Source organism: Stenotrophomonas sp. 85239_Sma (assembly GCF_056481725.1).
This window is the reverse complement of record NZ_CM151163.1, coordinates 3,934,415-3,955,500: the sequence shown is the minus strand read 5'-3', so window position 1 is coordinate 3,955,500 and position 21,086 is coordinate 3,934,415. Positions and strand designations below refer to the sequence as shown.

The 21,086-nt window shown below is 67.1% G+C and carries 16 protein-coding genes; 15 read left to right on the top strand and 1 reads right to left on the bottom strand.

Annotated elements, in window-relative coordinates:
- Window positions 1-240 precede the first annotated feature (240 nt).
- The 10 genes from ACYKG1_RS18310 (at window position 241) to ACYKG1_RS18265 (ending at window position 14,290) form a co-directional block, all read left to right on the top strand.
- Entirely contained in the window at window positions 241-1,287 is a 1,047-nt protein-coding gene (locus ACYKG1_RS18310) for a rod shape-determining protein (RefSeq protein ID WP_005419402.1), read from the top strand.
- A 121-nt stretch (window positions 1,288-1,408) separates the two neighbouring features.
- Complete coding sequence (gene mreC / locus ACYKG1_RS18305) at window positions 1,409-2,647, top strand: rod shape-determining protein MreC (protein ID WP_478471071.1); 1,239 nt, start codon at window positions 1,409-1,411, stop codon at window positions 2,645-2,647.
- On the top strand, window positions 2,644-3,129 hold the full coding sequence (gene mreD / locus ACYKG1_RS18300) for a rod shape-determining protein MreD (protein ID WP_049470244.1): 486 nt from the start codon (window positions 2,644-2,646) through the stop codon (window positions 3,127-3,129). Before mreC ends, mreD begins: the two co-directional genes overlap by 4 nt.
- A gap of 3 nt (window positions 3,130-3,132) precedes the next feature.
- Window positions 3,133-5,208 carry a penicillin-binding protein 2 gene (mrdA, locus tag ACYKG1_RS18295; protein WP_478471070.1) on the top strand — a complete coding sequence of 692 codons (2,076 nt, stop codon included), beginning with the start codon at window positions 3,133-3,135 and terminating at the stop codon, window positions 5,206-5,208.
- Entirely contained in the window at window positions 5,205-6,317 is a 1,113-nt protein-coding gene (gene rodA, locus ACYKG1_RS18290) for a rod shape-determining protein RodA (protein ID WP_100473946.1), read from the top strand. The genes mrdA and rodA (ACYKG1_RS18290) overlap by 4 nt, the downstream gene beginning before the upstream one ends.
- Window positions 6,318-6,392: 75 nt before the next feature.
- On the top strand, window positions 6,393-7,487 hold the full coding sequence (gene rodA / locus ACYKG1_RS18285) for a rod shape-determining protein RodA (RefSeq protein ID WP_478472772.1): 1,095 nt from the start codon (window positions 6,393-6,395) through the stop codon (window positions 7,485-7,487).
- 946 nt (window positions 7,488-8,433) lie between these two features.
- Complete coding sequence (gene mltB / locus ACYKG1_RS18280) at window positions 8,434-9,579, top strand: lytic murein transglycosylase B (RefSeq protein ID WP_100473944.1); 1,146 nt, start codon at window positions 8,434-8,436, stop codon at window positions 9,577-9,579.
- Window positions 9,576-10,841 (top strand): septal ring lytic transglycosylase RlpA family protein, encoded by a 1,266-nt coding sequence (locus ACYKG1_RS18275; RefSeq protein WP_478471069.1) that lies wholly within the window; start codon window positions 9,576-9,578, stop codon window positions 10,839-10,841. Before mltB ends, ACYKG1_RS18275 begins: the two co-directional genes overlap by 4 nt.
- A gap of 100 nt (window positions 10,842-10,941) precedes the next feature.
- On the top strand, window positions 10,942-12,156 hold the full coding sequence (locus ACYKG1_RS18270) for a D-alanyl-D-alanine carboxypeptidase family protein (protein WP_100473942.1): 1,215 nt from the start codon (window positions 10,942-10,944) through the stop codon (window positions 12,154-12,156).
- A gap of 37 nt (window positions 12,157-12,193) precedes the next feature.
- Window positions 12,194-14,290: a YadA family autotransporter adhesin gene (locus tag ACYKG1_RS18265; protein WP_478471068.1), complete on the top strand. Its 2,097-nt coding sequence runs from the start codon at window positions 12,194-12,196 to the stop codon at window positions 14,288-14,290.
- 104 nt (window positions 14,291-14,394) lie between these two features.
- Here the strand turns inward: ACYKG1_RS18265 and ACYKG1_RS18260 are convergent, their stop codons facing one another.
- Window positions 14,395-15,453: a lipid A deacylase LpxR family protein gene (locus ACYKG1_RS18260; RefSeq protein ID WP_202908128.1), complete on the bottom strand. Its 1,059-nt coding sequence runs from the start codon at window positions 15,451-15,453 to the stop codon at window positions 14,395-14,397.
- Window positions 15,454-15,806: 353 nt separating this feature from the next.
- Between ACYKG1_RS18260 and ACYKG1_RS18255 the strand changes: the two genes are divergently transcribed.
- From ACYKG1_RS18255 to ACYKG1_RS18235, 5 genes are all read left to right on the top strand, one after another.
- Complete coding sequence (locus tag ACYKG1_RS18255) at window positions 15,807-16,085, top strand: YbeD family protein (RefSeq protein WP_005411067.1); 279 nt, start codon at window positions 15,807-15,809, stop codon at window positions 16,083-16,085.
- Window positions 16,073-16,783, top strand: a complete 711-nt coding sequence (lipB, locus tag ACYKG1_RS18250; protein ID WP_006470564.1) for a lipoyl(octanoyl) transferase LipB — start codon at window positions 16,073-16,075, stop codon at window positions 16,781-16,783. Before ACYKG1_RS18255 ends, lipB begins: the two co-directional genes overlap by 13 nt.
- Window positions 16,784-16,801: 18 nt before the next feature.
- On the top strand, window positions 16,802-17,812 hold the full coding sequence (gene lipA, locus ACYKG1_RS18245) for a lipoyl synthase (RefSeq protein WP_100473939.1): 1,011 nt from the start codon (window positions 16,802-16,804) through the stop codon (window positions 17,810-17,812).
- A gap of 253 nt (window positions 17,813-18,065) precedes the next feature.
- Window positions 18,066-20,243, top strand: coding sequence for a carboxy terminal-processing peptidase (locus tag ACYKG1_RS18240; RefSeq protein WP_100473938.1), 2,178 nt, complete (start codon window positions 18,066-18,068; stop codon window positions 20,241-20,243).
- Window positions 20,244-20,470: 227 nt separating this feature from the next.
- A complete protein-coding gene (locus ACYKG1_RS18235) occupies window positions 20,471-21,085 on the top strand; it encodes a DUF2242 domain-containing protein (protein ID WP_478471067.1) in 615 nt (204 codons plus the stop codon).
- The last annotated feature ends 1 nt before the right edge of the window (window position 21,086 follow it).

The following is a 21,086-nucleotide window of genomic DNA, read 5'->3' as shown; positions in this document are numbered from 1 at the left end:
TTCAGCGGGCAAGCAAACGGCGCCCTTGGGCGCCCGACGGCGCAAAGGTTACCCGCTGGTGCCGCTCAGGGCCAGAACCGGGTGAGGCCCGATCAGGCCGAAAGCCTGTGAAGACGCGGGTTCAGCTAGTTTTTTCCTTGCTCGGCGGCAGGCGGGTTGCTAGGCTTGTCGGCCTCGATTTCTGCCCATTTTTTCGCCATCCCGCGGCGGGCACGACACCCCTCAGGACTCCTTCCTCAGATGTTCAAGAAACTCCGTGGCATGTTCTCCAATGACCTGTCCATCGACCTGGGCACGGCCAACACCCTCATCTACGTGCGCGGGCAGGGGATCGTGCTGAACGAGCCGTCGGTCGTGGCCGTGCGCCAGGACCGTGCCATCGGTGGCACCCGCTCGGTGGCAGCCGTGGGCGCCGAAGCCAAGCAGATGCTGGGCCGTACCCCGGGCCACATCACCACCATCCGCCCGATGAAGGATGGCGTCATCGCCGACTTCACCTACACCGAGGCGATGCTCAAGCATTTCATCAAGAAGGTGCACAAGTCGCGCGTGCTGCGCCCGAGCCCGCGCGTGCTGGTCTGCGTGCCGGCCGGCTCGACCCAGGTCGAGCGCCGCGCGATCAAGGAATCGGCCGAGGAAGCCGGTGCCCGTGACGTGTTCCTGATCGAAGAACCGATGGCGGCTGCGATCGGCGCCGGCATGCCGGTCACCGAAGCCCGTGGCTCGATGGTCATCGACATCGGCGGCGGCACCACCGAAGTGGCGGTGATCTCGCTCAACGGCATCGTCTACTCGGCCTCGGTCCGCATCGGCGGCGACCGCTTCGACGAGTCGATCACCAACTACGTGCGCCGCAACCACGGCATGCTGATCGGTGAAGCCACCGCCGAACGCATCAAGGTCGAGCTGGGCTGCGCCTACCCGCAGGCGGAAGTGATCGAGATGGAAATCTCCGGCCGCAACCTCGCCGAGGGCGTGCCGAAGATGATCAAGATCAGCTCCAACGAGGTGCTCGAGGCCCTGCACGAGCCGCTGTCGGGCATCGTCAGCGCGGTCAAGCTGGCGCTGGAGCAGACCCCGCCGGAGCTGTGCGCCGACGTCGCCGAACGCGGCATCGTGCTGACCGGTGGCGGCGCCCTGCTGCGTGACCTGGACCGCCTGATCTCCGAGGAAACCGGCCTGCACGTGCAGGTGGCCGACGATCCGCTGACCTGCGTGGCCCGCGGTGGCGGTCGTGCGCTGGAGCTGGTGGACATGCACGGCAACGAGTTCTTTGCGCCGGAATAAGCCGTCCCGGCCGTTCCTGCCCGCCGCGCACTTCCGGGGTGCGGCCCGCTGTGATGGCGGGCCGGCACCGGCGGGGCGCCCGCGTGTTTCCCTTCCGCCTTCTGCCAGTTGAATCGTTGCCGTGCCGCCCTACGCCGGTCCTCCCGTCGCTTCCCGATCCGGTGATGCCGCCAGCCCCTTGCGGTTGCTGGCTTATCTCGCATTGGCCATCACCCTGATCGTGCTCGACGACCAGGCCGGCTGGCTGGCGCGCCTGCGCGAGCAGGCCAACAGCCTGGTGCAGCCGGTATGGGCACTGGCTGGCCTGCCCGGCAAACTCGGCAACCAGGTGAAGGATTCCGCCGCCAGCCACACCCAGCTGGTGACCGAGAACCGCGAACTGCGCAACCAGTTGCTGCTGGCCAACGCGCGCCTGACCCGCCTGCAGACCGCCGCGCTGGACAACGCCCAGCTGCGCGAACTGCTGAACGTGGCCGAGCGCAGTGGCCTGGACGTGCAGCTGGCGCCGATCCTGGATATCGACCTGGACCCGGTGAAGCAACGCCTGGTGCTCGATGCAGGTACCCGCGAGGGCGTGCACGTCGGCCAGGCGGTGATCGATGCCGGCGGCTTGATGGGGCAGGTGATCAGCGTCACCGGCGGCACTTCCACCGTGCTGCTGCTGACCGACCCCGACCACGCGGTGCCGGTCACCGTGGCCCGCAACGGCGTGCGCCTGATCGTCTACGGTCGCGGCGACACGCTGGAGCTGCGCGACATCCCGCTCAGCGCCGGGGTGGAAGTGGGCGATGAGATCGTCACCTCCGGCCTCGGCGGGCGTTTCCCGGCCGGCTTCCCGGTCGGCACCATCACCGGCCTGCGCCCGGACGATACCCATGCCTTCCTGGTCGGCGAACTGAAGCCGGCGGCGCAGCTCGACCGCGGTCGCGACGTGCTGCTGCTGCGCCCGGGGGCTGCAATTCGCTTGCCTGCGGCCAGCGAATTGCAGCCGACTGCACCTTCGGTGCAACCGGCCCCCGCACCCTCCCTTAACCCCCCGCCTTCGGCGCGCCCCCTTGAGCCGACCGTACCTTCGGCGCAACCGGCCCGCGCATCCTCCCTTACCCCCGCGCCTTCGGCGCGCCCCCCTCAACAAGAGGGGGGCTCTCCCCCAGCCGGCGCTCCGGTAGCGCCGGCCGCTGGCCGGCAACCGGCTCCGTCTTCGACGAAGCCGGTTGCCCCCGCATCCTCCCTTAACCCCGCGCCGTCGGCGCGCCCCCTTCAACAACAAGGGGGCTCCACTCCAGCCGGCTCTACGGTAGTGCCGGCCGCTGGCCTGCAACCGCAACCCACCCAGCCGCAGCCGGAGGCCCAGCGATGAGCCGCCTGCGCGACAATCCGTGGGTGCTGCCGGCCAGCCTGGTGGTGGCGCTGCTGCTGGGCCTGCTGCCGTTGCCGGCGCTGCTGCAGCCGTTGCGCCCGTACTGGCTGGCGCTGGTGCTGGCGTACTGGGTGATCGAAGCCCCCGAGCGCGTCGGCCTGGGCATCGCCTTCGCCAGCGGCGTGGTTGCCGACCTGCTGTACGGCGGCGTGCTCGGCGAACAGGCGCTGCGGCTGGTGATGCTGGCCTTCATCCTGCAGCGCTTCCGCGCCCGCATCCGCTTCTTCCCGATGTCGCAGCAGATGCTGGCCATCGGCGGCCTGCTGTTCAACGACCGCATCGTCAGCGCGCTGGTGCACATCCTGGTGGGTGAACCCACCCTGCCGTGGTCGTACTGGTGGGCACCGCTACTGGGCATGGGCCTGTGGCCGCTGGTGTTCGTGCTGCTGGACGCGGTGCGATTCGGCAAGCGCGGGCGCTGAGCCATGATCCCGCGCCGCCAGGTCAAGAACCCGCACGCCGAAGCCGAACAGTTCCGCCGTCGCGCGGCGCTGGGCTTCCTGGGCGTGCTGGTCTGCCTGCTGGGCCTGGGTGGCTGGTACTTCAAGCTGCAGGTGCTGGACCATGACGTCTACGCCACGCGCTCGGAAGCCAACCGCATCAAGCCGCGGCCGGTGGTGCCCGGGCGCGGCATGATCTACGACCGCAACGGCCGCCTTCTGGCCGAGAACGTGCCGGCCTTCCGCCTGGACGTGACCCCGGACAAGGTCAAGGACATGGACGCCACCCTGGAAGGGCTGGCGAAGATCATCAACATCAGCCCGGAAGAGCTGGAAGCGTTCAACAAGTCGCGCAAGGCGCGCCGCAAGTTCCTGCCGGTCACGCTGAAGCTGCGCATGAGCGACGAGGAGATGGCGCGCTTCGCGGTTGATCGCTGGCGCTTCCCCGGCGTCGAGCTGGAGCCCTACCTGACCCGCCGCTACCCGTATGGCGATCTGTTCGCGCACATCATCGGCTACGTCGGCCGCGTCGATGACAAGGACCTGGAGATTCTCGGCGAAGGCAATGCCGCGCTGACCCACATCGGCAAGTCCGGCCTGGAGCGCTATTACGAGCAGCAGCTGCGCGGCAAGGTCGGCTACGAGCAGGTCGAGACCAACGTGCAGGGCCGTGCGATCCGCACCATCGGCCGCGTCGCCGCGCAGTCCGGTGCCGACCTGCGACTGTCGATCGACGCCGACCTGCAGCGCGCCATGGTGGCCGCTTTCGGCGACCAGGAAGGCTCGGCGGTGGCGATGGACCCGCGTACCGGCGAAGTGCTGGCGATGGTCAGCCTGCCATCCTATGACCCCAATCTGTTCGTCAACGGCATTTCGCATGCCGACTTCAAGGCACTGAACGACAATCCCTCGCGGCCGCAGTTCAACCGCTTGGTGCTGGGTGGCGTCGCCCCCGGTTCCACGTTGAAGCCGCTGATCGGACTGGCCGGCCTCGATTCGGGCGTGCGCCGGCCCGAAGACAAAGTGCTTTCCACCGGCATGTTCTACCTGCCCGGTACTTCGCGCGGCTGGGGTGACTCGCACCGCGGCGGCCATGGCTGGACCGACCTGCGCAAATCCATCGCGCAGTCGGTCAACACGTACTACTACAAGCTGGCGCTGGACCTGGGCATCGAGCGTTTCGACCATTACATGGAGTATTACGGCTTCGGCCAGCCGACCGGGATCGACCTGACCGGCGAGATCGGCGGCATCCTGCCTTCGCCGGCCTACAAGCGGAAGAGCCGCAAGGAAGCCTGGTACCCCGGCGACACGGTCAACATCAGCATCGGCCAGGGCGACTGGAAGGTCACCCCGCTGCAGCTGGCGCGGGGTGTCAGTGGACTGGCCGACGGGCAGCTGCGCACGCCCCATCTGGTGATCCAGCAGCGTGCGGGGTTCGACCATGACTGGGTGGCGACCGACCCGGGCGAGAGCAAGCCGATCAGCCCGAACCCGAACAACCTGCAGGCGGTGCGCGAAGGCATGATGGCCACCATGCTGCCTGGCGGCAGTGCCGCACGCATGGCGGCCGGCGCTCCGTACACGATGGCCGGCAAGACCGGAACCGCGCAGGTCATCAGCCGCAAGGGCACCGCCGCGGTGAATCCCAAGAGCTTGCCGATGCACCTGCGCCACCGCGCGCTGTTCGTTGGCTTTGCGCCGGTGGACCGGCCGGTGATCGCGCTGGCGATCGCGGTGGAGGGCGGTGGTTACGGCGGCGCCGCGGCCGCGCCGATCGCCCGCAAGGTGTTCGACGCCTACCTGCTCGGCAAGATGCCCGAAGGCATGCAGCCGCTGGACAGCGAGCGCGGCACCACCGCCATCGGCGCCACTGCATTCGACAACGAAGATGTGGGCGCGCGCCAGGCGGGTGACCTCGCCGCGGCGCAGCTGGGTGAGCATCCGGTGCTGGTCGGCGTGCCTGCGCCCGAACCCTCGCCCGCACCGCAGCCGGGAACGCCGGCCGCCGCCGCGCTGCCGGCCACGACGCGCCCGACCCCCGCGGAGCCCGCACGATGAGAGTGTTCCTGCGCTGGGCCGGCGACATGCTGCGCCGCTTCTTCAGCACGCTGGACTGGGTGCTGTGCCTCGCCCTGGGCGCGCTGATGGTGATTGGCCTGGCCACCTTGAAGAGCGCCGGTGGCGACGGCCTGGTGATGGCCCAGGGCGTGCGCTTCGCGGTGGGCATGGCCGCGCTGTGGGGCATCTCGCGGGTACCGATCCTGCGCATCCGCTCGGCCACGCCGATGATCTACGCGATCTCGATGATCCCGTTGCTGGCGGTGTTCGTGCTCGGCACCGGCAAGTACGGCCGGCAGTGGCTGGACCTGAAATTCTTCTACCTGCAGCCGGCCGAGCTGTTGAAGGTCAGCCTGCCGATGATGGTGGCCTGGTACCTGCACAAGATGCCGCTGCCACCGCGCTTCAGTACCGTGCTGACCGCGCTGGTCATCATCGGCGTGCCCACCGGCCTGGTGATGCTGCAGCCGGACTTTGGCACCGGCGTGCTGATCGCCGCCAGTGGCGTGTTCGTGCTTCTGCTGGCGGGCCTGCCATGGTGGTGGGTCGGTCTGGGCGTGGGCGGCGTCGCGGCGGTCGCTCCGGTGGCCTGGTTCTGGCTGCTGCGGCCGTACCAGAAGGACCGCATCATGATGTTCCTGGACCCGGAGATGGATGCGCTGGGGGCCGGCTGGAACATCATCCAGTCGAAGATCGCGATCGGTTCCGGCGGCTTCGACGGCAAGGGCTGGGGCGAGGGCTCGCAGTCGCACCTGAACTTCATTCCCGAACAGACCACCGACTTCGCGTTCTCGGTGCTGAGCGAGGAATTCGGCTGGATCGGTGTGGCCACCGTGCTGGCGCTGTACCTGGTGGTGATCGGGCGCTGCCTGTGGATTGCCAGCCAGTCGCGCGATTCCTATTCGCGCCTGCTGGCCGGCGCCACCGGCCTGGCGTTCTTCGTCTACGTGCTGGTGAACGGCGGGATGATCTCCGGCCTGCTGCCGGTAGTGGGCGTGCCGATGCCGCTGATCAGCTACGGCGGAACCTCGGCGGTATCGCTGCTGGCCGGTTTCGGCCTGGTAATGGCGGTGCGCAGCCACAATCCAGTGCATGGCGGCTACGGGTAACCCGGGCCGCGCGCTTCTGTAGCGTCCAGGCGCCATGACAGCTTCACGCAAGCGCCCGTTGCTAGCGTGCTGCTCGTGGAATGGAAACGACTGCTTGGCGGCTGCCGTGAGGTGGTGCGCACGATCGATCTGCCGTTGCTGGTCGCCTTGTTGATGCTGATGGGCGCGGGCCTGGCGGTGCTGCACAGCGTGTCCGGGCCAGTGGCCGGGCAGGCGACGCGCTTTGCCGGTGGGCTGCTGGCCATGTGGCTGCTGTCGCGTGTTTCGCTGCTGCGCCTGCGCGCATGGACACCGGCGTTGTATGCCTTGTCGATGCTGCCGCTGGTGGCGGTGTACGTGATCGGCACCGGAAAGTACGGGCAGCGCTGGCTCAACCTGGGCGCGTTCTACCTGCAGCCGTCCGAGCTGCTCAAGCTCAGCCTGCCGCTGATGATGGCGTGGTACCTGCACCGGCAACCGCTGCCCCCTTCGCCGCGCACGGTGCTGACGGCCGCAGTGCTGATCGGCGTGCCGGCGGTGCTGATCCTGATGCAGCCCAACCTCGGCACCGCCACATTGGTGACTGCCAGCGGCGTGTTCGCATTGTTGCTGGCCGGACTGCACTGGGGCTGGGTGGCCACCGGCGCGGCGGGGCTGTCGGTGGCCGCACCGCTGGCGTGGTTCGGCCTGTTGCGGCAATACCAGAAGGATCGCGTACTGACCTTCCTCGACCCGGCAGCGGACCCGCTTGGTACGGGATGGAACATCCTGCAGTCGCGCATCGCGATCGGCTCCGGTGGCTGGGAGGGGCGTGGCTGGGGTCAGGGCACGCAGGCCACGCTGGATTTCCTGCCCGAGTACACCACCGACTTCGCATTTTCGGTGCTGGCCGAAGAGTTCGGCTGGCTTGGCGTGGTGACGCTGTTCGCGCTGTACCTGTTCGTGGTCGGCCGTTGCCTGTGGATTGCAGTGCATGCGCGCGACACCCATGCGCGGTTGCTGGCCGGCAGCCTGGGGCTGGCGTTCTTCGTCTACGTGCTGGTGAACGGTGGAATGATTTCCGGCCTGCTGCCGGTGGTGGGCATTCCGATGCCGCTGATCAGTTACGGCGGGACCTCGGCGGTCTCGCTGTTGGCCGGCATCGGGCTGGTGATGGCGGTGCGTGGGCACCGGCCCGTGCACGGGGGATAGGGTTTCCAGCCAACGGCGCAGCCCCTCGTGGGTGGTCGCGTAACGCGGCTCATGTGTGGGGCGGGCACGGTGGGTTCGCGGGACACGCCGTAAACCCGTCCTTGGGGGCTCGATGGCGCCATCCATGGCGCCAACGGTCCCGCGAACCCACCGCGCCCGCCCCCTGACAGTTTTCGGGCGCGTCCACCCACGGAAAAGAAAAAGAAGATCAAAAGCAAAACCAGCTTGGCCGCCCGCTTCATTGCATCCTGTAGCGCCGAAGGCAGCGGCAGGAGCCGCTGCCAACGTCGCCCATGGCGACGGCCCGAAGGGTGCCGGTCAGGACGACCGGCATAGCAGTGCTCGGCTCACGAGCAAGCGCAGCGCCGCGACCCGCTTTTGATCTTCTCTTTCTTCTCCGTGGATAGACGCGCACGGAACCTGGCCTCACCCCTGAACTGCTTTGCGCGGCCACACACGAGGGGCTGCGCCGTTGGCTGGAGCCTTCCTGACTCTGCGCAATGCCCGTTGTGGAAGCGTTCTCACAACGCCGCACAGCAACACGCGCTCTGACCAAATTCCATAAAAAATGTTAGCTGGTTCACATTTTTACAGCGCGTTGATCTTGATCAATGGACTTGTCGTAATCGGCCTGCACAATGGCGGCCCGTTCGGCACGGCGCGCCGTCAATCGATGCAGCGCGAGGGGGCGTCGGGCGGGAAGCAGTACTGATCCAACGGGTACAGGGAGCGCGGGGTACTGCCACTGGGGAGCGGCAGCCGCGCAGGTACCGACCGGATCCGGTCGCCGGTTGCGTCTGCGGGGATGGGGACGCAACCGGCAACCTCTATCTGAATGGGGAAGGGTGATCACGACGTCTTCACATTTCCCGCTGAACGCGGGCAAATCGTTGTGATTCATGGTGTTAGGGGTTTTAATTCATCCATGACCTGCTAACCTGCGACGATGATTCGACGCACTCTGGCCTGCATGCTCACCCTCGGCCTGGTCGCCTGCGCGACCCAGCCGAAGTCCCCACCGTCTTCACCCCAGGCCAGCAGTACGCCGCGCCAGCCCGCCGCCAAGGCCCATGGCCCGGCCGAGGCCGCACCCGAAGCCACTGCCGCCACTGCGCCGCCGGTCGATCTCACCCCGGTGCCGTTCGAGGTCGCGCGGGCCCGCTTCATTGCCGATACCGCCAAGCGCTATGGCCTGAAGCCGGAGCAGATCAGCAACGTGCTCGACCAGGCGCAGGTGCGCCAGCCGATCATCGCGGCGATGTCGCGCCCGGCCGAGCGGGTCAAGCCGTGGAACGAGTACCGGCCGATGTTCATCAGCAAGGCACGCATCGACGGCGGTCGTGCGTTCCTGGCCCAGCACCGTGCCGAACTGGATCGCGTGCAGCAGCGCACCGGCGTCCCGGCCGAAGTGATCGTGGCGATCATTGGCGTGGAAACCAGTTACGGCAAGAACGCCGGCAGCCATCGCGTGCTGGATGCGCTGTATACGCTGGCGTTCTACTACCCGCGTAGCGGCGACCCGGCCAAGCTGGAACGCGAAGTGCGCCGCGAGCTGTTCTTCCGCGATGAGCTGGCCAAGCTGTTCGAGCTGGGCCGCGAAGAGAAGCTGGACATCACTACGCTCAAGGGCAGCTATGCCGGCGCGATGGGCATGGGCCAGTTCATGCCCTCCAGTTACCTCGATTACGCCGTGGACGGTAATGGTGATGGCCGTCGCGACCTGTTCACCAGCTACGACGATGTGTTCTCGTCCATCGCCAACTACTTCGTGAAGAAGGGCGGCTGGGTGCGTGGCGGGCAGGTGGCCGTGCCGGCCACGCTGGCGCCGGGCCGCGAGGAATTCAACCCGACCGAATGGATGCCGACCTGGTCGCTGGCCGACCTGGCACAGCGCGGCTACCAGCCGAGCGCAGCGGTGCAGCCGGGTGCCACCGCCACCCCGGTCACGCTGGAAGGCAGCGCCGGCAAGCAGTACTGGCTGGGCTTCCAGAACTATTACGCGATCACCCGCTACAACCTTTCGAAGATGTACGCGATGGCCGTGTTCCAGTTGTCCCAGGCCATCGCCGGACAGGAGCTGCCCCCGGCATGAACATCAGATGGCTGGTTCCAGGCTTGATCGTCCTCGCGTTGGCTGCCTGCAGCAGCGCGCCGAAGAAGCCGGCCACGGCCGGCCATGGTGGCAAGTCCGGCGGCACGCTGGTGCAGGGGCGTGGCTCGCGCCCGGCGCACTGCCCGGAAGGGTCGCCGTACGCGGCGGCCAAGGAAGACCTGAGCACCCGCGGTAATTACACCGCCGGTGGCCTTTACAAGCCGGGCGTGCGTGACAGCACGCCGGACTACGTTCCGAACGTCGCCTGCATTCCCGAGCCGGAAGTGACCGCCGAGCAACGCTCGGCGATCGGCAACAAGTCGCCGTACGTGGTGCTGGGCAAGTCGTACAAGGTGCTCGACGATACCCGCAACTACGTCGAGCGCGGCACCGCGTCGTACTACGGCGCCAAGTTCCATGGCCGCCTGACCTCCAACCGCGAGGTCTACGACATGTACCAGTTCACCGCCGCGCACAAGACGCTGCCGTTGCCCAGCTTCGCCCGCGTGACCAACCTGGACAATGGCGAATCGGTGATCGTGCGCGTCAACGATCGCGGCCCGTTCCATGATGGCCGCGTGGTCGATCTCAGCTATGCCGCCGCCGTGCGCCTGGGCATCACCCAACGCGGTACCGGCAACGTCGAAGTGCGCGCGCTGCAGCCGGGCGAGAGCAACCTGATGGCGCAGAAGCCGTCGCGCCGCGAGCGTCGTGCCGCCGAAGCGGCTGCCGCAGTGGCCAGCGCGCGGCCCGCAGCGACCGCGCGCGGCACTGCCGACAGCGATATCGATCGCCTGGTCAAGCGCCTGCCGGCCGACGGCATGCCTGCGCGTGGCCAGCCGGCCACCACCCAGGGTGTGGCCAGCGCCGTGCCGGATGTGGCGGTCAGCAGCCTGCCGCCGAGTGCGCCGCCGCCGCGCAGCACCGCGCCGGCACCGGTTGCGGTCGCCAGTGCCGCGCCGCGCGCCGTCGCGCCCGCACCGGTGCGCGCCGCCACGCCGGCGGCACCCAGCCTGTCGCAGCAGGTGGTGGGCGCGGTGATGGTACAGGTCGCCAGCTTCTCCAACCGCGACAATGCCAACCGCGCGATGGGGCAGCTCAACGCCGCTGGCATCGTCGGTGCGACCATCAGCGACATTGCCGCCGGTGGCCGCACCCTGTTCCGCCTGCGCGTTCCCGCCAGCGACCATGCCAGTGCCGCGGAACTTGTCGGGCGCATCGCCGGTCTGGGCCTGGGTTCGCCGCAGATCGTCAAGGATTGATCCGCCTGGGCCGGTGCTGCCGGCCCATGCTCCCCCGGCCTTACAATGGCCGTTACGTTCCACCCTCCATTCCTGGCCGTCCCCTGGAGCCTGCTGTCCAATGAATTTCCGTTCCGCCGCCACCGCCCTGGCCGCCACCCTGGTGGTGGGCCTGGCTTCCGCCCAGACACCGCTGCCGACCCCGGCCACGCCGGCGCCTGCCGCCGCTGCCCCGGCCACCGTCGCCACCCCGCCGGCCCCGGCACCGAGCGTGTCCAAGGCCTGGATCCTGATGGACTACGCCACCGGCCAGGTGCTGGCTGGCGAGAACGTCCACGAGCAGCTGGCACCGGCCAGCATCACCAAGGTGATGACGTCCTACGTGATCGCCGCCGAGGTCAAGAACGGCAAGGTTCGTGCGGATGACCAGGTGATGATGAGCGAGCGCGCCTGGCGCGAAGGTGGCGCCGGCACCGACGGCAGCTACAGCGGCTTCCCGGTCAACCAGACCGCACGCCTGGAGGACATGGAAAAGGGCATGGCGATCCAGTCCGGCAATGACGCCGCGATCGCCCTGGCCGAGCACGTGGCCGGCAGCGAAGAAGCCTTTGCGTCGCTGATGAACAGCTACGCCGCCAAGATCGGCATGAAAAACTCGCACTTCGTCAACGCCCACGGCCTGACCGCCGAAGGCCACCACAGCACCGCCTATGACCTGGCGCTGCTGGGTCGCGCGATGGTGCGTGATTACCCGGAAACCTACGCGTACAACAAGATCAAGGAATTCCAGGTCGGCAACATCAAGCAGCCGAACCGCAACCTGCTGCTGTGGCGCGATGGCAGCGTGGACGGCATCAAGACCGGCCACACGTCCGAAGCCGGCTACTGCCTGATGAGCTCGGCCCAGCGTGGCGACCAGCGCCTGATCGCCGTGGTGCTGGGCGGCGCGTCGGAGAAGCAGCGTGCCGACGACAGCCTGGCCCTGTTGAACTGGGGCTTCCGCTTCTTCGAGACCCACCGCCTGTACGAACCGGGCAAGGCCGTGGCCGAGCACAAGGTCTGGAAGGGCACCAGCGACAAGGTGCAGCTGGGCGTGGCCCAGCCGATGCTGGTGAGCGTGCCGCGCGGCCGCTACAACGACCTGAAGCCGAGCATCGATGTGCCCAAGACCCTGGAAGCCCCGTTCACCGCCGGCCAGCAGATCGGCACCGTGAAGGTCACCCTGGATGGAAAGGTCATCGCCGAGGCACCGCTGGTAGCGGTGGCCGCCGTCGAGCAGGCCGGCTTCTTCAAGCGCCTGTGGGACAGCTTCTGGATGTGGTGGGAATCGGAATGATCCACGTCCCGGCGTGGTGAACGGAAAAGGCCGGCGAATGCCGGCCTTTTTTTTGCCTGTATCGGCGCTGTCGGGCCGGGTCTGGTACGTGGAATTGGTACACGTCCGATGGGTTTGCCAGCGTGTCCGGTCGAGCATGTGCGCATCAGGACTGCCGGGCACTGCGGCTGTCCGTCCCATCCCAGAGGAGTACATGCCAATGACCATGCGCACACTGATATCCGTGATTTCCCCAACGACGCGTTGCGCTGCGCGCCGCACCCCGCTGGCAGTGGCGCTGGCGGGAGCCTTGATGCTGCCGGCAGCCCTGGCTGTCGCAGCAGCGGACAACGGGGACTGCGCCAATGAAGCAACCAATGCGGAGCGTGAGCGCTGCACCCGTGACCAGGGGCTGACCAGGTCGAGTGTGCTTGCCACCAAGGTTGAACTTGGCGATGACGCCGTAGCGGGGGGCGCGCGCGATATTGCCATCGGCAATTCAGCGAAGACGGACAGCTCACGCTCGCCGGGCACTGATTCGCCTGACTACTCGATTGCGATCGGACCCGGTGCAGAGGTGGCGGGCGGAGGTTCGCTGGCGCTGGGCGGCGGCGCCAGCGTGGACGGCGCCGCAACCACCAAGATGAGGGCGGTAGCCTTGGGCAATGCCAGCACTGTTTCGGCCGAAGGTGGCGTGGCAGTGGGCTATGAAGCGACCGCCAGCCACAGCAACAGTGTGGCGCTGGGAGCCGGGGCGACCACCCATGCGGCCAATACGGTATCGGTGGGCAATGGCGTCGACAATCGCCGCGTCACCAATATGGCTGACGGTACGATTGCTGCAGGCAGTACCGATGCCATCACCGGCGCGCAGCTGTTCTCGACCAACGAGCGCGTTGAGCGGATGGAGAGTGACGTCGATACGATCAAGGACGATGCCTCGAAGCTGGGTGCCCGGGTGGATTCGCTGGGAAGCGACGTTGGCGGATTGCAGGCGCGCATGTCCGGCGCAGAAGGCTCGCTGAAGACGCTGAGTGATGACGTCGCAGGCCTTGCTGACGGCTCCTCCGGCATCGTGACCCATGATTCCGCTACAGGCGTGGTGAGCGTGGCGGCCGGCAAGGGCGGCACTGTGGTGGATTTCGCAGGGGGGGATGGCAACCGGCGCCTGAGTGGCGTGGCCAATGGCCTCAACGATGATGATGTGGTGACCATTGCGCAGCTGCGGGCGGCGGGCGCGATTGACCCGGTCAGCGGTGAGACGCTGAGCGTACTCACCTACGACGATGCAAGCCTGTCCAGGGCCTCGCTCGGCGGAACGGGGGGCACCGTGCTGGACAAGGTCGCCGCAGGCCAGATTGGCCAGTTCAGCATGGAAGCCGTCAATGGCAGCCAGCTGTGGCAGATGAATGCCAACTGGGAAGCCCAGTGGCGACAGATGGACGACCGGCTGGGTTCGATCGAACGTGGGATCGAGGAGGGTTCCATTGGTGGCCCGGGCACCGGAGATCCCGGCACGGGCAATCCCGGTGTCTCCCCCGGTACCGGTGAGGGATCGGTGGCCATTGGCGAAGGGAGCGATGCCTCCGGCAAGGGCGCGATCGGCCTCGGCAATGGAAGTGCGGCATCCGGCGCTGGCTCGGTGGCCGTGGGCGAGGGCAGTGTGGCCTCGGGCACGGGCTCGGTTGCCATGGGCGAAGGCGCCAGTGCGACGGGCAACAACTCGGTTGCTGTCGGTGCCGGATCTACGGCTGACCGCGACAGTGAGTTCTCGGTAGGCTCCCAGGGTAATGAGCGCGTCGTCAGCAATGTCGCGGCCGGTGTACGCCCGACCGATGCCGTGAACGTGCAGCAGATGGATGATCGCTTCAAGGCCGAACGTGAGTACACCGATGGCCGCTTCAACGCGATGGACAAGCGGCTTGACCGCATGGGGGCGATCAGCGCGGCCTATGCGGGCATGGCGATCAACACCGCCGGCTTGAGCGGCAACAACCGTTTGGGTGCGGGTGTCGGTTCGCAGAACGGGCGTTCGGCGTTGGCCGTGGGTTACCAGCGGATACTGGGCGAGAAGAAGAACGTCTCGGTGTCCTTGGGCGGCGCCTTCAGTGGTAGTGACCAGAGTGTTTCCGCCGGTGCGGGTTTCAGCTGGTAAAGCGGTAGCGCCGGACCACGCCCAGGCGCGGTGAACGAAAAGGCCGGCGAAAGCCGGCCTTTTTTTGTTGGATCCGGTGTGCCGGCCAGCGGCCGCCACTCACATTACAGCGCGCGGCTGATGGTGAAACTGCCGAACACCGGGGCTTCGCGCTGGCCGTTGAACTCGCGCGTGCTGTGGTAACGCGCCATTGCAAACTTCCAGCGCCCACGCATCACGGCCACGCCGTAGCCGCCGTAGGCCACCACATGGCGCTTGTCCACGCTGTGACTGTTGCGGAAGGTGTTGCCGTCCAGCGTGATGTCGCGGATCACCCAGGCGACGTCCGAGGTCGCGAACAGGTGCCATGACCAGCCATTGGGGCGACCGCCGCGGGTCGGTGCCGTGTTTTCACCGGCCGGGCGCAACGGCGTGCTGCCGAAGTCGTCCGGCAGCTTCCAGCCGAAGCGCACTTCACCGCCGAAGTTGGCCTTGGTTTCCAGGTTGCCGATGGAGCCGCCGTAGTGGCTGATCGCGTCCCAACCCCAGCCGTCGGCATTGATGCTGGCATCACCCGGCCAGCGGCGCATGCGCTCATGGGTCAGCATGAAGAGCGGCTCGTTGTGCAGCTGGTTGTCCCAGCCCTTGAATTTCTCGTCGCCCAGCACTTCGTGCACGGCATTCTGCACCTGCCTTCCCTGTGCCCACGGGCCAACCACGCCCAGCGTCAGCTGGGTGGTCTGCAGGCGGTCGCCGCTGCGCGCATTGAAACCGAAGTTTGCGATCAGTACGCCGGCGTAAGGGCGGTCATCCTCGATCAGGTCCCTGCGGCTGAAATCGGTCGGGGTGAAGATGCCCTGGCCAATGCTGAAGATCATGTTCTGCTGTTCGAACCTGCCCGGATGCAGGCCTTCCAGATACCGGTTCACCCAGCGCGCCATGCGCGGCAGGCATGGGTCGTCGGTGTAATCGACCAGGTTTGGCGAGACCAGGGTCAACAGCGCACCGTTGGTATAGCCCTGGTCCTGGTGGCGGCCGCCAAACAGATCGTTGTCGACGCGGAAATTGACCTGCGGCGGGTGATCGCGCATCGCGTCCGGGCCACATTGTTCGGCCGCCTGGGCGGCAAGGGGGAGGGTAGCGGCCATCAGGCCGGCCAGCCCGAGGGCTGCGACACTACGCATGGATGGAATGCTCATGGGGAAGGGGGCGATTTTCTGTCGTTTTCTGCAACGTTACGGTACTCGCGCCCGCGTCCCGGAACGAGCACGTTCGGATCACTTGTCTGTTCCGAAAACAACATTGTCCGGCGGACACAATTCGTTACCCGCGCACGCGCCGCGGGCCTGGTGTGAAGGCGACCGCAGGGACGCCCGCACGGTGCCGGGCCCAGTGCTGGACAGGGGATTCCAGTCAGCTGTTGTTTGGCTTTGGCCCGGACATCCGGGGGCACCTGCAACGCAGCAGGCCGCCGGTGCCGTCTTTGACGTTGATGAATACTCTTGGGTTTGTTGCCCTGCGGCCCGATAATGGGGCCATGGAAATCAAGTCCGACAACCCCGACCACGGCTTCCAGTTCCCCGGCCAGTTCGAGCTCAGTGCCATGGGCCCGGCCAACCGCGGCCTGGAGCATGAGCTTCCCCGTCTGCTGCTGGCTGCCGGCATTGATGTGGTGAACGAACGCATCAGCTGGAAGCACTCGTCCAACGGCAAGTACGTGTCCGTGCGTATCGTGTTCAAGGCCGAGAGCCGCGAGCAGTACGACCTGGCGCACCAGGCACTGCGCGACCACCCGGAAGTGAAGTGGACGCTGTAGCCGACAGCTGCCCGGCCGAAGCCGCCCCGGAAGACCGCGCGCCGCGTCCGGCGGTGGTCCGTGACCTCGGCCGCCAGGCTTATGAACCGGTGTGGCGCGCGATGCAGCGCTTCACCGACCAGCGCAGCGACGCCGATGCCGACGAGCTGTGGGTGGTGGAACACGATCCGGTGTTCACCCTGGGCCAGGCCGGCAAGGACGAGCATGTGCTGGCGCCGGGCGAGATCCCGGTGCTGCACGTGGACCGCGGCGGCCAGGTGACCTATCACGGCCCCGGCCAGATCGTGGTCTATCCATTGCTGCGCCTGCCGCGGCTGGGCATCGGCGTGCGCGACTACGTGTGCCGCATCGAGCAGGCCCTCATCGATACCCTGGCCGAGTGGAACATCGGCGCCGAGCGCCGAGAGGGCGCCCCGGGCGTCTATGTCGGTGGCGCCAAGATCGCCGCGCTCGGCATCCGCGTGCGCCGGGGATGCACCTTCCATGGCCTGGCGTTCAACGTGTCCATGGACCTGGAACCCTTCCACCGCATCAACCCCTGTGGCTATCAGGGGTTGCAGGTGACCTCGGTGGTAGACTTGGGCGGCCCCTCAGGGATGGAAGCCGTCAAGCCGGTGCTGCTGGACCACCTGGCCCGCCAGTTCGGCCTGCTGCTGCAGCACACGCCGGAACTGCCCGATCTTTCTGCGGCCGCCTGACCGCCCCCCGGAACTGCCATGACTGAAACCACCGCCCGTTCCATTCCCCTGCAGATCGTGCAGGGCGACTCCCCGTCCGCCGCGCCGTTGCAGGCCGGGGTCAAGCAGCTGGGCGGTGACAAGATCAACCGTTCGCCGGTGCAGTTCGCCGACGCACCGGTGCTGCGCAAGCCGTCCTGGATCCGCGTGCGCATTCCCTCGGGCAATGCCGTGCAGAACCTGAAGGCCAAGCTGCGCGAGAACCGCCTGGTGACGGTGTGCGAGGAAGCCAGCTGCCCGAACATCCACGAATGCTTCGGGCATGGCACCGCCACCTTCATGATCCTCGGCGAGGTCTGCACCCGCCGCTGCTCGTTCTGCGACGTGGCCCACGGCCGCCCGAAGCCGCCGGATGCCAACGAGCCGGCCAGCCTCGGCCAGACCGTGGCCGACATGGGCCTGAAGTACGTGGTGGTGACCAGCGTCGACCGCGATGACCTGCGCGATGGCGGTGCCCAGCACTTCGTCGACTGCATCACCGCCATCCGCGCGAAGTCGCCGGGTACCCGCATCGAAGTGCTGACGCCGGACTTCCGCGGCAAGGGCCGCATGGAGCGCGCGCTGGAAATCCTGGCGCAGAACCCGCCGGATGTGTTCAACCACAACATCGAGACCGTGCCGGACCTGTACCGCAACGTGCGCCCGGGTGCGGACTACCAGTGGTCGCTGAACCTGCTGAAGAACTTCAAGGCGCAGCACCCGGAGGTGCCGACCAAGAGCGGCATCATGCTGGGCCTGGGCGAAGAGTTCGAACAGATCAAGGCCACCATGCGCGATCTGCGCGCGCACGACGTGGACATGATCACCATCGGCCAGTACCTGCAGCCGACCGCGCATCACCACCCGGTGCTGAAGTACTGGACCCCCGAAGACTACAAGGCGCTGGAAGACTACGGCTACGAGCTGGGCTTCAGCCACGTGGCGTCCGGCCCGATGGTGCGCTCGTCGTACCACGCCGACGTGCAGGCCAAGGGCGCCGGCATTTCCTGAGGTGGGTGCGGACCGTTGGTCCGTACGCCTTCGCCAGCCATGGCCCGGCGCTGCCAATGGGGGCCACCACCATGGTGGGCGCGGACCGCTGGCCCGCACGCCTTTGCCTGCATTCACAATTTGCTACACCGGCCCCGCTAGGCTGGTTTTCCACCGAGTGCGGCCGGGTGACAAACCCGGCAACTTTCGGCACTGTCGTGGTGTCTTAACACCCCGCAGTCTCTCCCTTGGCAAGGCGCCTTCGAGCACGTCAATGAAATTCAAAGCCCCCGCATTCCTGATGGCCCTGGCGCTGGTCGCGCCGCTGGCGCTGGCGGCCAAGGCCGACTCGCCCGCATTGCCCGCGGCGGCCACCGCCGATCAGGTGACCACCTCCAAGCTGGTGTACGGCCTGTTGTCCGACAGCCGCTACGCCTACCGCCCGCGCGCGCTGGACGAGGCCACCTCCAAGGACGTATTCAAGCGCTACCTGGAGACGCTGGACGGCGGCAAGCAGTACTTCACCCAGGCCGATGTGGCGCGCTTCGCGCCGTTCGAAGCCAACATTTCCTCGGCCATCCGTGGCGGCGAGCTTGAGCCGGCGTTCCAGGTGTTCGCGGTCTACAAGCAGCGTGTCGGCGAACGCGTGGCCTATGCGCGCAAGCTGCTCAGGCAGGAGCCGGACTTCACCACCGACGAGCGCTTCGAATACGACCGCAAGAAGGTGCCGTGGGCGGCCAGCAGCGCCGAGCTGGATGAACTGTGGCGCAAGTCGGTGAAGAACGATTGGCTGCGCCTGAAGCTGGCCGGCAAGAAGCCGGACGACATCCGCAAGACGCTGGACAAGCGCTACGCGACGCTGGAGAAGTCGGTCAACGAGCTGAAGGGTGAAGATGTCTTCCAGTTCTTCATGAACTCGTACACCAGCGCGGTCGATCCGCATACCGATTACTTCACCCCACGCACCGCCGAGAACTTCAACCAGGCGATGTCGCTGTCGCTGGAAGGCATCGGTGCGCAGCTGCAGCGCCAGGACGATGTGGTGGTGATCCGCGAGATCATCGCCGGCGGTCCGGCTGCGGTGGACGGCACGCTGAAGCCGGGTGACCGCATTGTTGGCGTTGGCCAGGGCAAGTCCGGCCTGGTCGAGGACGTGATCGGCTGGCGCATCGACGATGTCGTGGCCAAGATCCGCGGCGCCAAGGACACCCAGGTCAAGCTGGAATTCATTCCGGCTGCCGAAGGTGCCGACGGCAAGCACCACACTCTGGTGCTGACCCGCCAGAAGGTGCGCCTGGCCGAACAGGCTGCCAAGGGCGAGACCATGAGTATTCCGGCTGCCAATGGCGAACCGGCGCGGAAGATCGGCGTGATCAAGCTGCCGACCTTCTACCAGGACTTCGAAGGCCGTCGCCGCAATGCCACCGACTACGCCTCGGCGACCCGCGACGTGGCCAAGCTGCTGGCCGGTTTCAAGAACGACAAGCTGGACGGTGTGGTGCTGGACCTGCGCAACAACGGTGGTGGTTCGCTGGATGAAGCCATCGAACTGACCGGCCTGTTCATCGAGCAGGGCCCGGTGGTGCAGGTGCGCGAGTCCGGTGGCCGCATCACCGTCAACAGCGACCGCAACCAGGGCGTCGCCTGGGACGGCCCGCTGGCGGTACTGATCAACCGTGGCTCGGCCTCGGCCTCGGAGATCTTCGCCGGTGCCATCCAGGATTACGGTCGTGGCCTGGTGATCGGTGAAACCAGCTTCGGCAAGGGCACCGTGCAGAACATCGTCGACCTTGATCGTTGGCCGAGCGGCGAGACCCAGCGCTTCGGCCAGGTCAAGCTGACCATCGCCCAGTTCTTCCGCATCAGCGGCAGCAGCACCCAGCACAAGGGTGTGGTGCCGGACCTGGCCTTCCCGGCCAGCGTCGATGCCACCGAGTTCGGCGAAAGCACCTACGACAACGCCCTGCCGTGGACCCGCATCGCCGCCGTGCCGCACACCCAGTACGGCAACTTCGCGCCGCTGCTGCCGAAGCTGGAAACCCGCCATGACGCGCGCATTGCCGCCGACAAGGAATTCCAGTGGTGGAACGAGGATGTGCAGCAGTTCCGCACCGAGGCCGCGAAGAAGTACATCTCGCTCAACGAGGCCACGCGCCGCACCGAGCGTGAGCGCCAGGACACCCAGCGCAAGGAGCGCCAGGTGATGCGCAAGGAGCTGGGCCTGGCCCTGGATCCGTTGGCTGATGACAGCAGCGACGATGGCCTGACCGGCAACGAGCGTGACATCGTCAAGGATGCCGCGCGCGAGAAGGCTGCCGAGAAGCGTCCGGACCCGCTGCTGCGCGAGTCGGCCTCGATCCTGGCCGACGCGGTGAACCTGCTGGCCAACGACCGTCCGCTGTCCGCACAGGTGCTGCCGCAGTCCACCGGCGCCGGCCGCTGGGCGGACTGAGCCGGCGACGGCATGTGATACCCGAGGGGCCGGCATTGCCGGCCCCTCGGCGTAAAAAGGGACCGTAAAAGGGGACGGAGGGAATTAAGTCGTTTGTGCCACAAACGACTTAATTCCCTCCGTCCCCTTTTACGTGCATGAACCGGGAGCAACGTGGGAGGCCATGACGACCTGCCGCACACGGGGGCGGGACTACCCTTGGTGCTTCCGTTCTCGCAGGAGTACCCATGCGGGCCTCCCGTCTTTCCGGCGCTGCCGTGGCACTCACCAGCGCCCTGATCCTCTCGGCCTGTGGTGGCCGTGCCGCCGACAGCACCCTGCTGCGCGAATCCTTCGACTCCGGAGATACCTTCTCGCGCACGGTCGATGGACGCCCCGCCGATGCCTGCGAGGCGGCGCGGCGCACCCTGCTCAGCCAGGGCTATGCGATTGCCCGCTCCGACGAGGCGCAGGTGGAGGGCAACAAGAACTTCCAGCCGCGCGAGGATGACCATGAGCAGCTGGTGCTGCGCATCTCCTGTGCGCCGCGTGGCAGCCAGGCGCTGGTGTTCGTCAGCGCGGTGCAGGACCGCTACGCCCTGAAGAAGAGCCCGACCTCGGCCAGCGTCGGCGTGGGCGCGCTGGGTTCGGTATCGCTGCCGTTCGGCAGCAATGACGATTCGCTGGTGAAGGTGGCCAGCAGCACGGTCACCGACGCCGAGTTCTATCGTCGCTTCTTCCAGCGCCTGCAGCAGTACCTGCCGGCGGCGACGGGCAAACCTGCGCCATCGCCATCGCCATCGCCATCGCCATCGCCGGAAGCGGCGCCGGAACCCGCAGCGGCGGTCACGGACCAGGGTTGAG

What these genes read in the sequence shown, in the direction of transcription:
- ACYKG1_RS18310 (WP_005419402.1), top strand. Translation starts at nt 241, where the DNA reads ATGTTCAAGAAACTCCGTGGCATGTTCTCCAATGACCTGTCCATCGAC.
- mreD (WP_049470244.1), top strand. Translation starts at nt 2,644, where the DNA reads ATGAGCCGCCTGCGCGACAATCCGTGGGTGCTGCCGGCCAGCCTGGTG.
- mrdA (WP_478471070.1), top strand. Translation starts at nt 3,133, where the DNA reads ATGATCCCGCGCCGCCAGGTCAAGAACCCGCACGCCGAAGCCGAACAG.
- rodA (WP_100473946.1), top strand. Translation starts at nt 5,205, where the DNA reads ATGAGAGTGTTCCTGCGCTGGGCCGGCGACATGCTGCGCCGCTTCTTC.
- mltB (WP_100473944.1), top strand. Translation starts at nt 8,434, where the DNA reads ATGATTCGACGCACTCTGGCCTGCATGCTCACCCTCGGCCTGGTCGCC.
- ACYKG1_RS18275 (WP_478471069.1), top strand. Translation starts at nt 9,576, where the DNA reads ATGAACATCAGATGGCTGGTTCCAGGCTTGATCGTCCTCGCGTTGGCT.
- ACYKG1_RS18270 (WP_100473942.1), top strand. Translation starts at nt 10,942, where the DNA reads ATGAATTTCCGTTCCGCCGCCACCGCCCTGGCCGCCACCCTGGTGGTG.
- ACYKG1_RS18265 (WP_478471068.1), top strand. Translation starts at nt 12,194, where the DNA reads ATGCCGGCCTTTTTTTTGCCTGTATCGGCGCTGTCGGGCCGGGTCTGG.
- ACYKG1_RS18260 (WP_202908128.1), bottom strand. Translation starts at nt 15,453, where the DNA reads ATGCGTAGTGTCGCAGCCCTCGGGCTGGCCGGCCTGATGGCCGCTACC.
- ACYKG1_RS18255 (WP_005411067.1), top strand. Translation starts at nt 15,807, where the DNA reads ATGGAAATCAAGTCCGACAACCCCGACCACGGCTTCCAGTTCCCCGGC.
- lipA (WP_100473939.1), top strand. Translation starts at nt 16,802, where the DNA reads ATGACTGAAACCACCGCCCGTTCCATTCCCCTGCAGATCGTGCAGGGC.
- ACYKG1_RS18240 (WP_100473938.1), top strand. Translation starts at nt 18,066, where the DNA reads ATGAAATTCAAAGCCCCCGCATTCCTGATGGCCCTGGCGCTGGTCGCG.
- ACYKG1_RS18235 (WP_478471067.1), top strand. Translation starts at nt 20,471, where the DNA reads ATGCGGGCCTCCCGTCTTTCCGGCGCTGCCGTGGCACTCACCAGCGCC.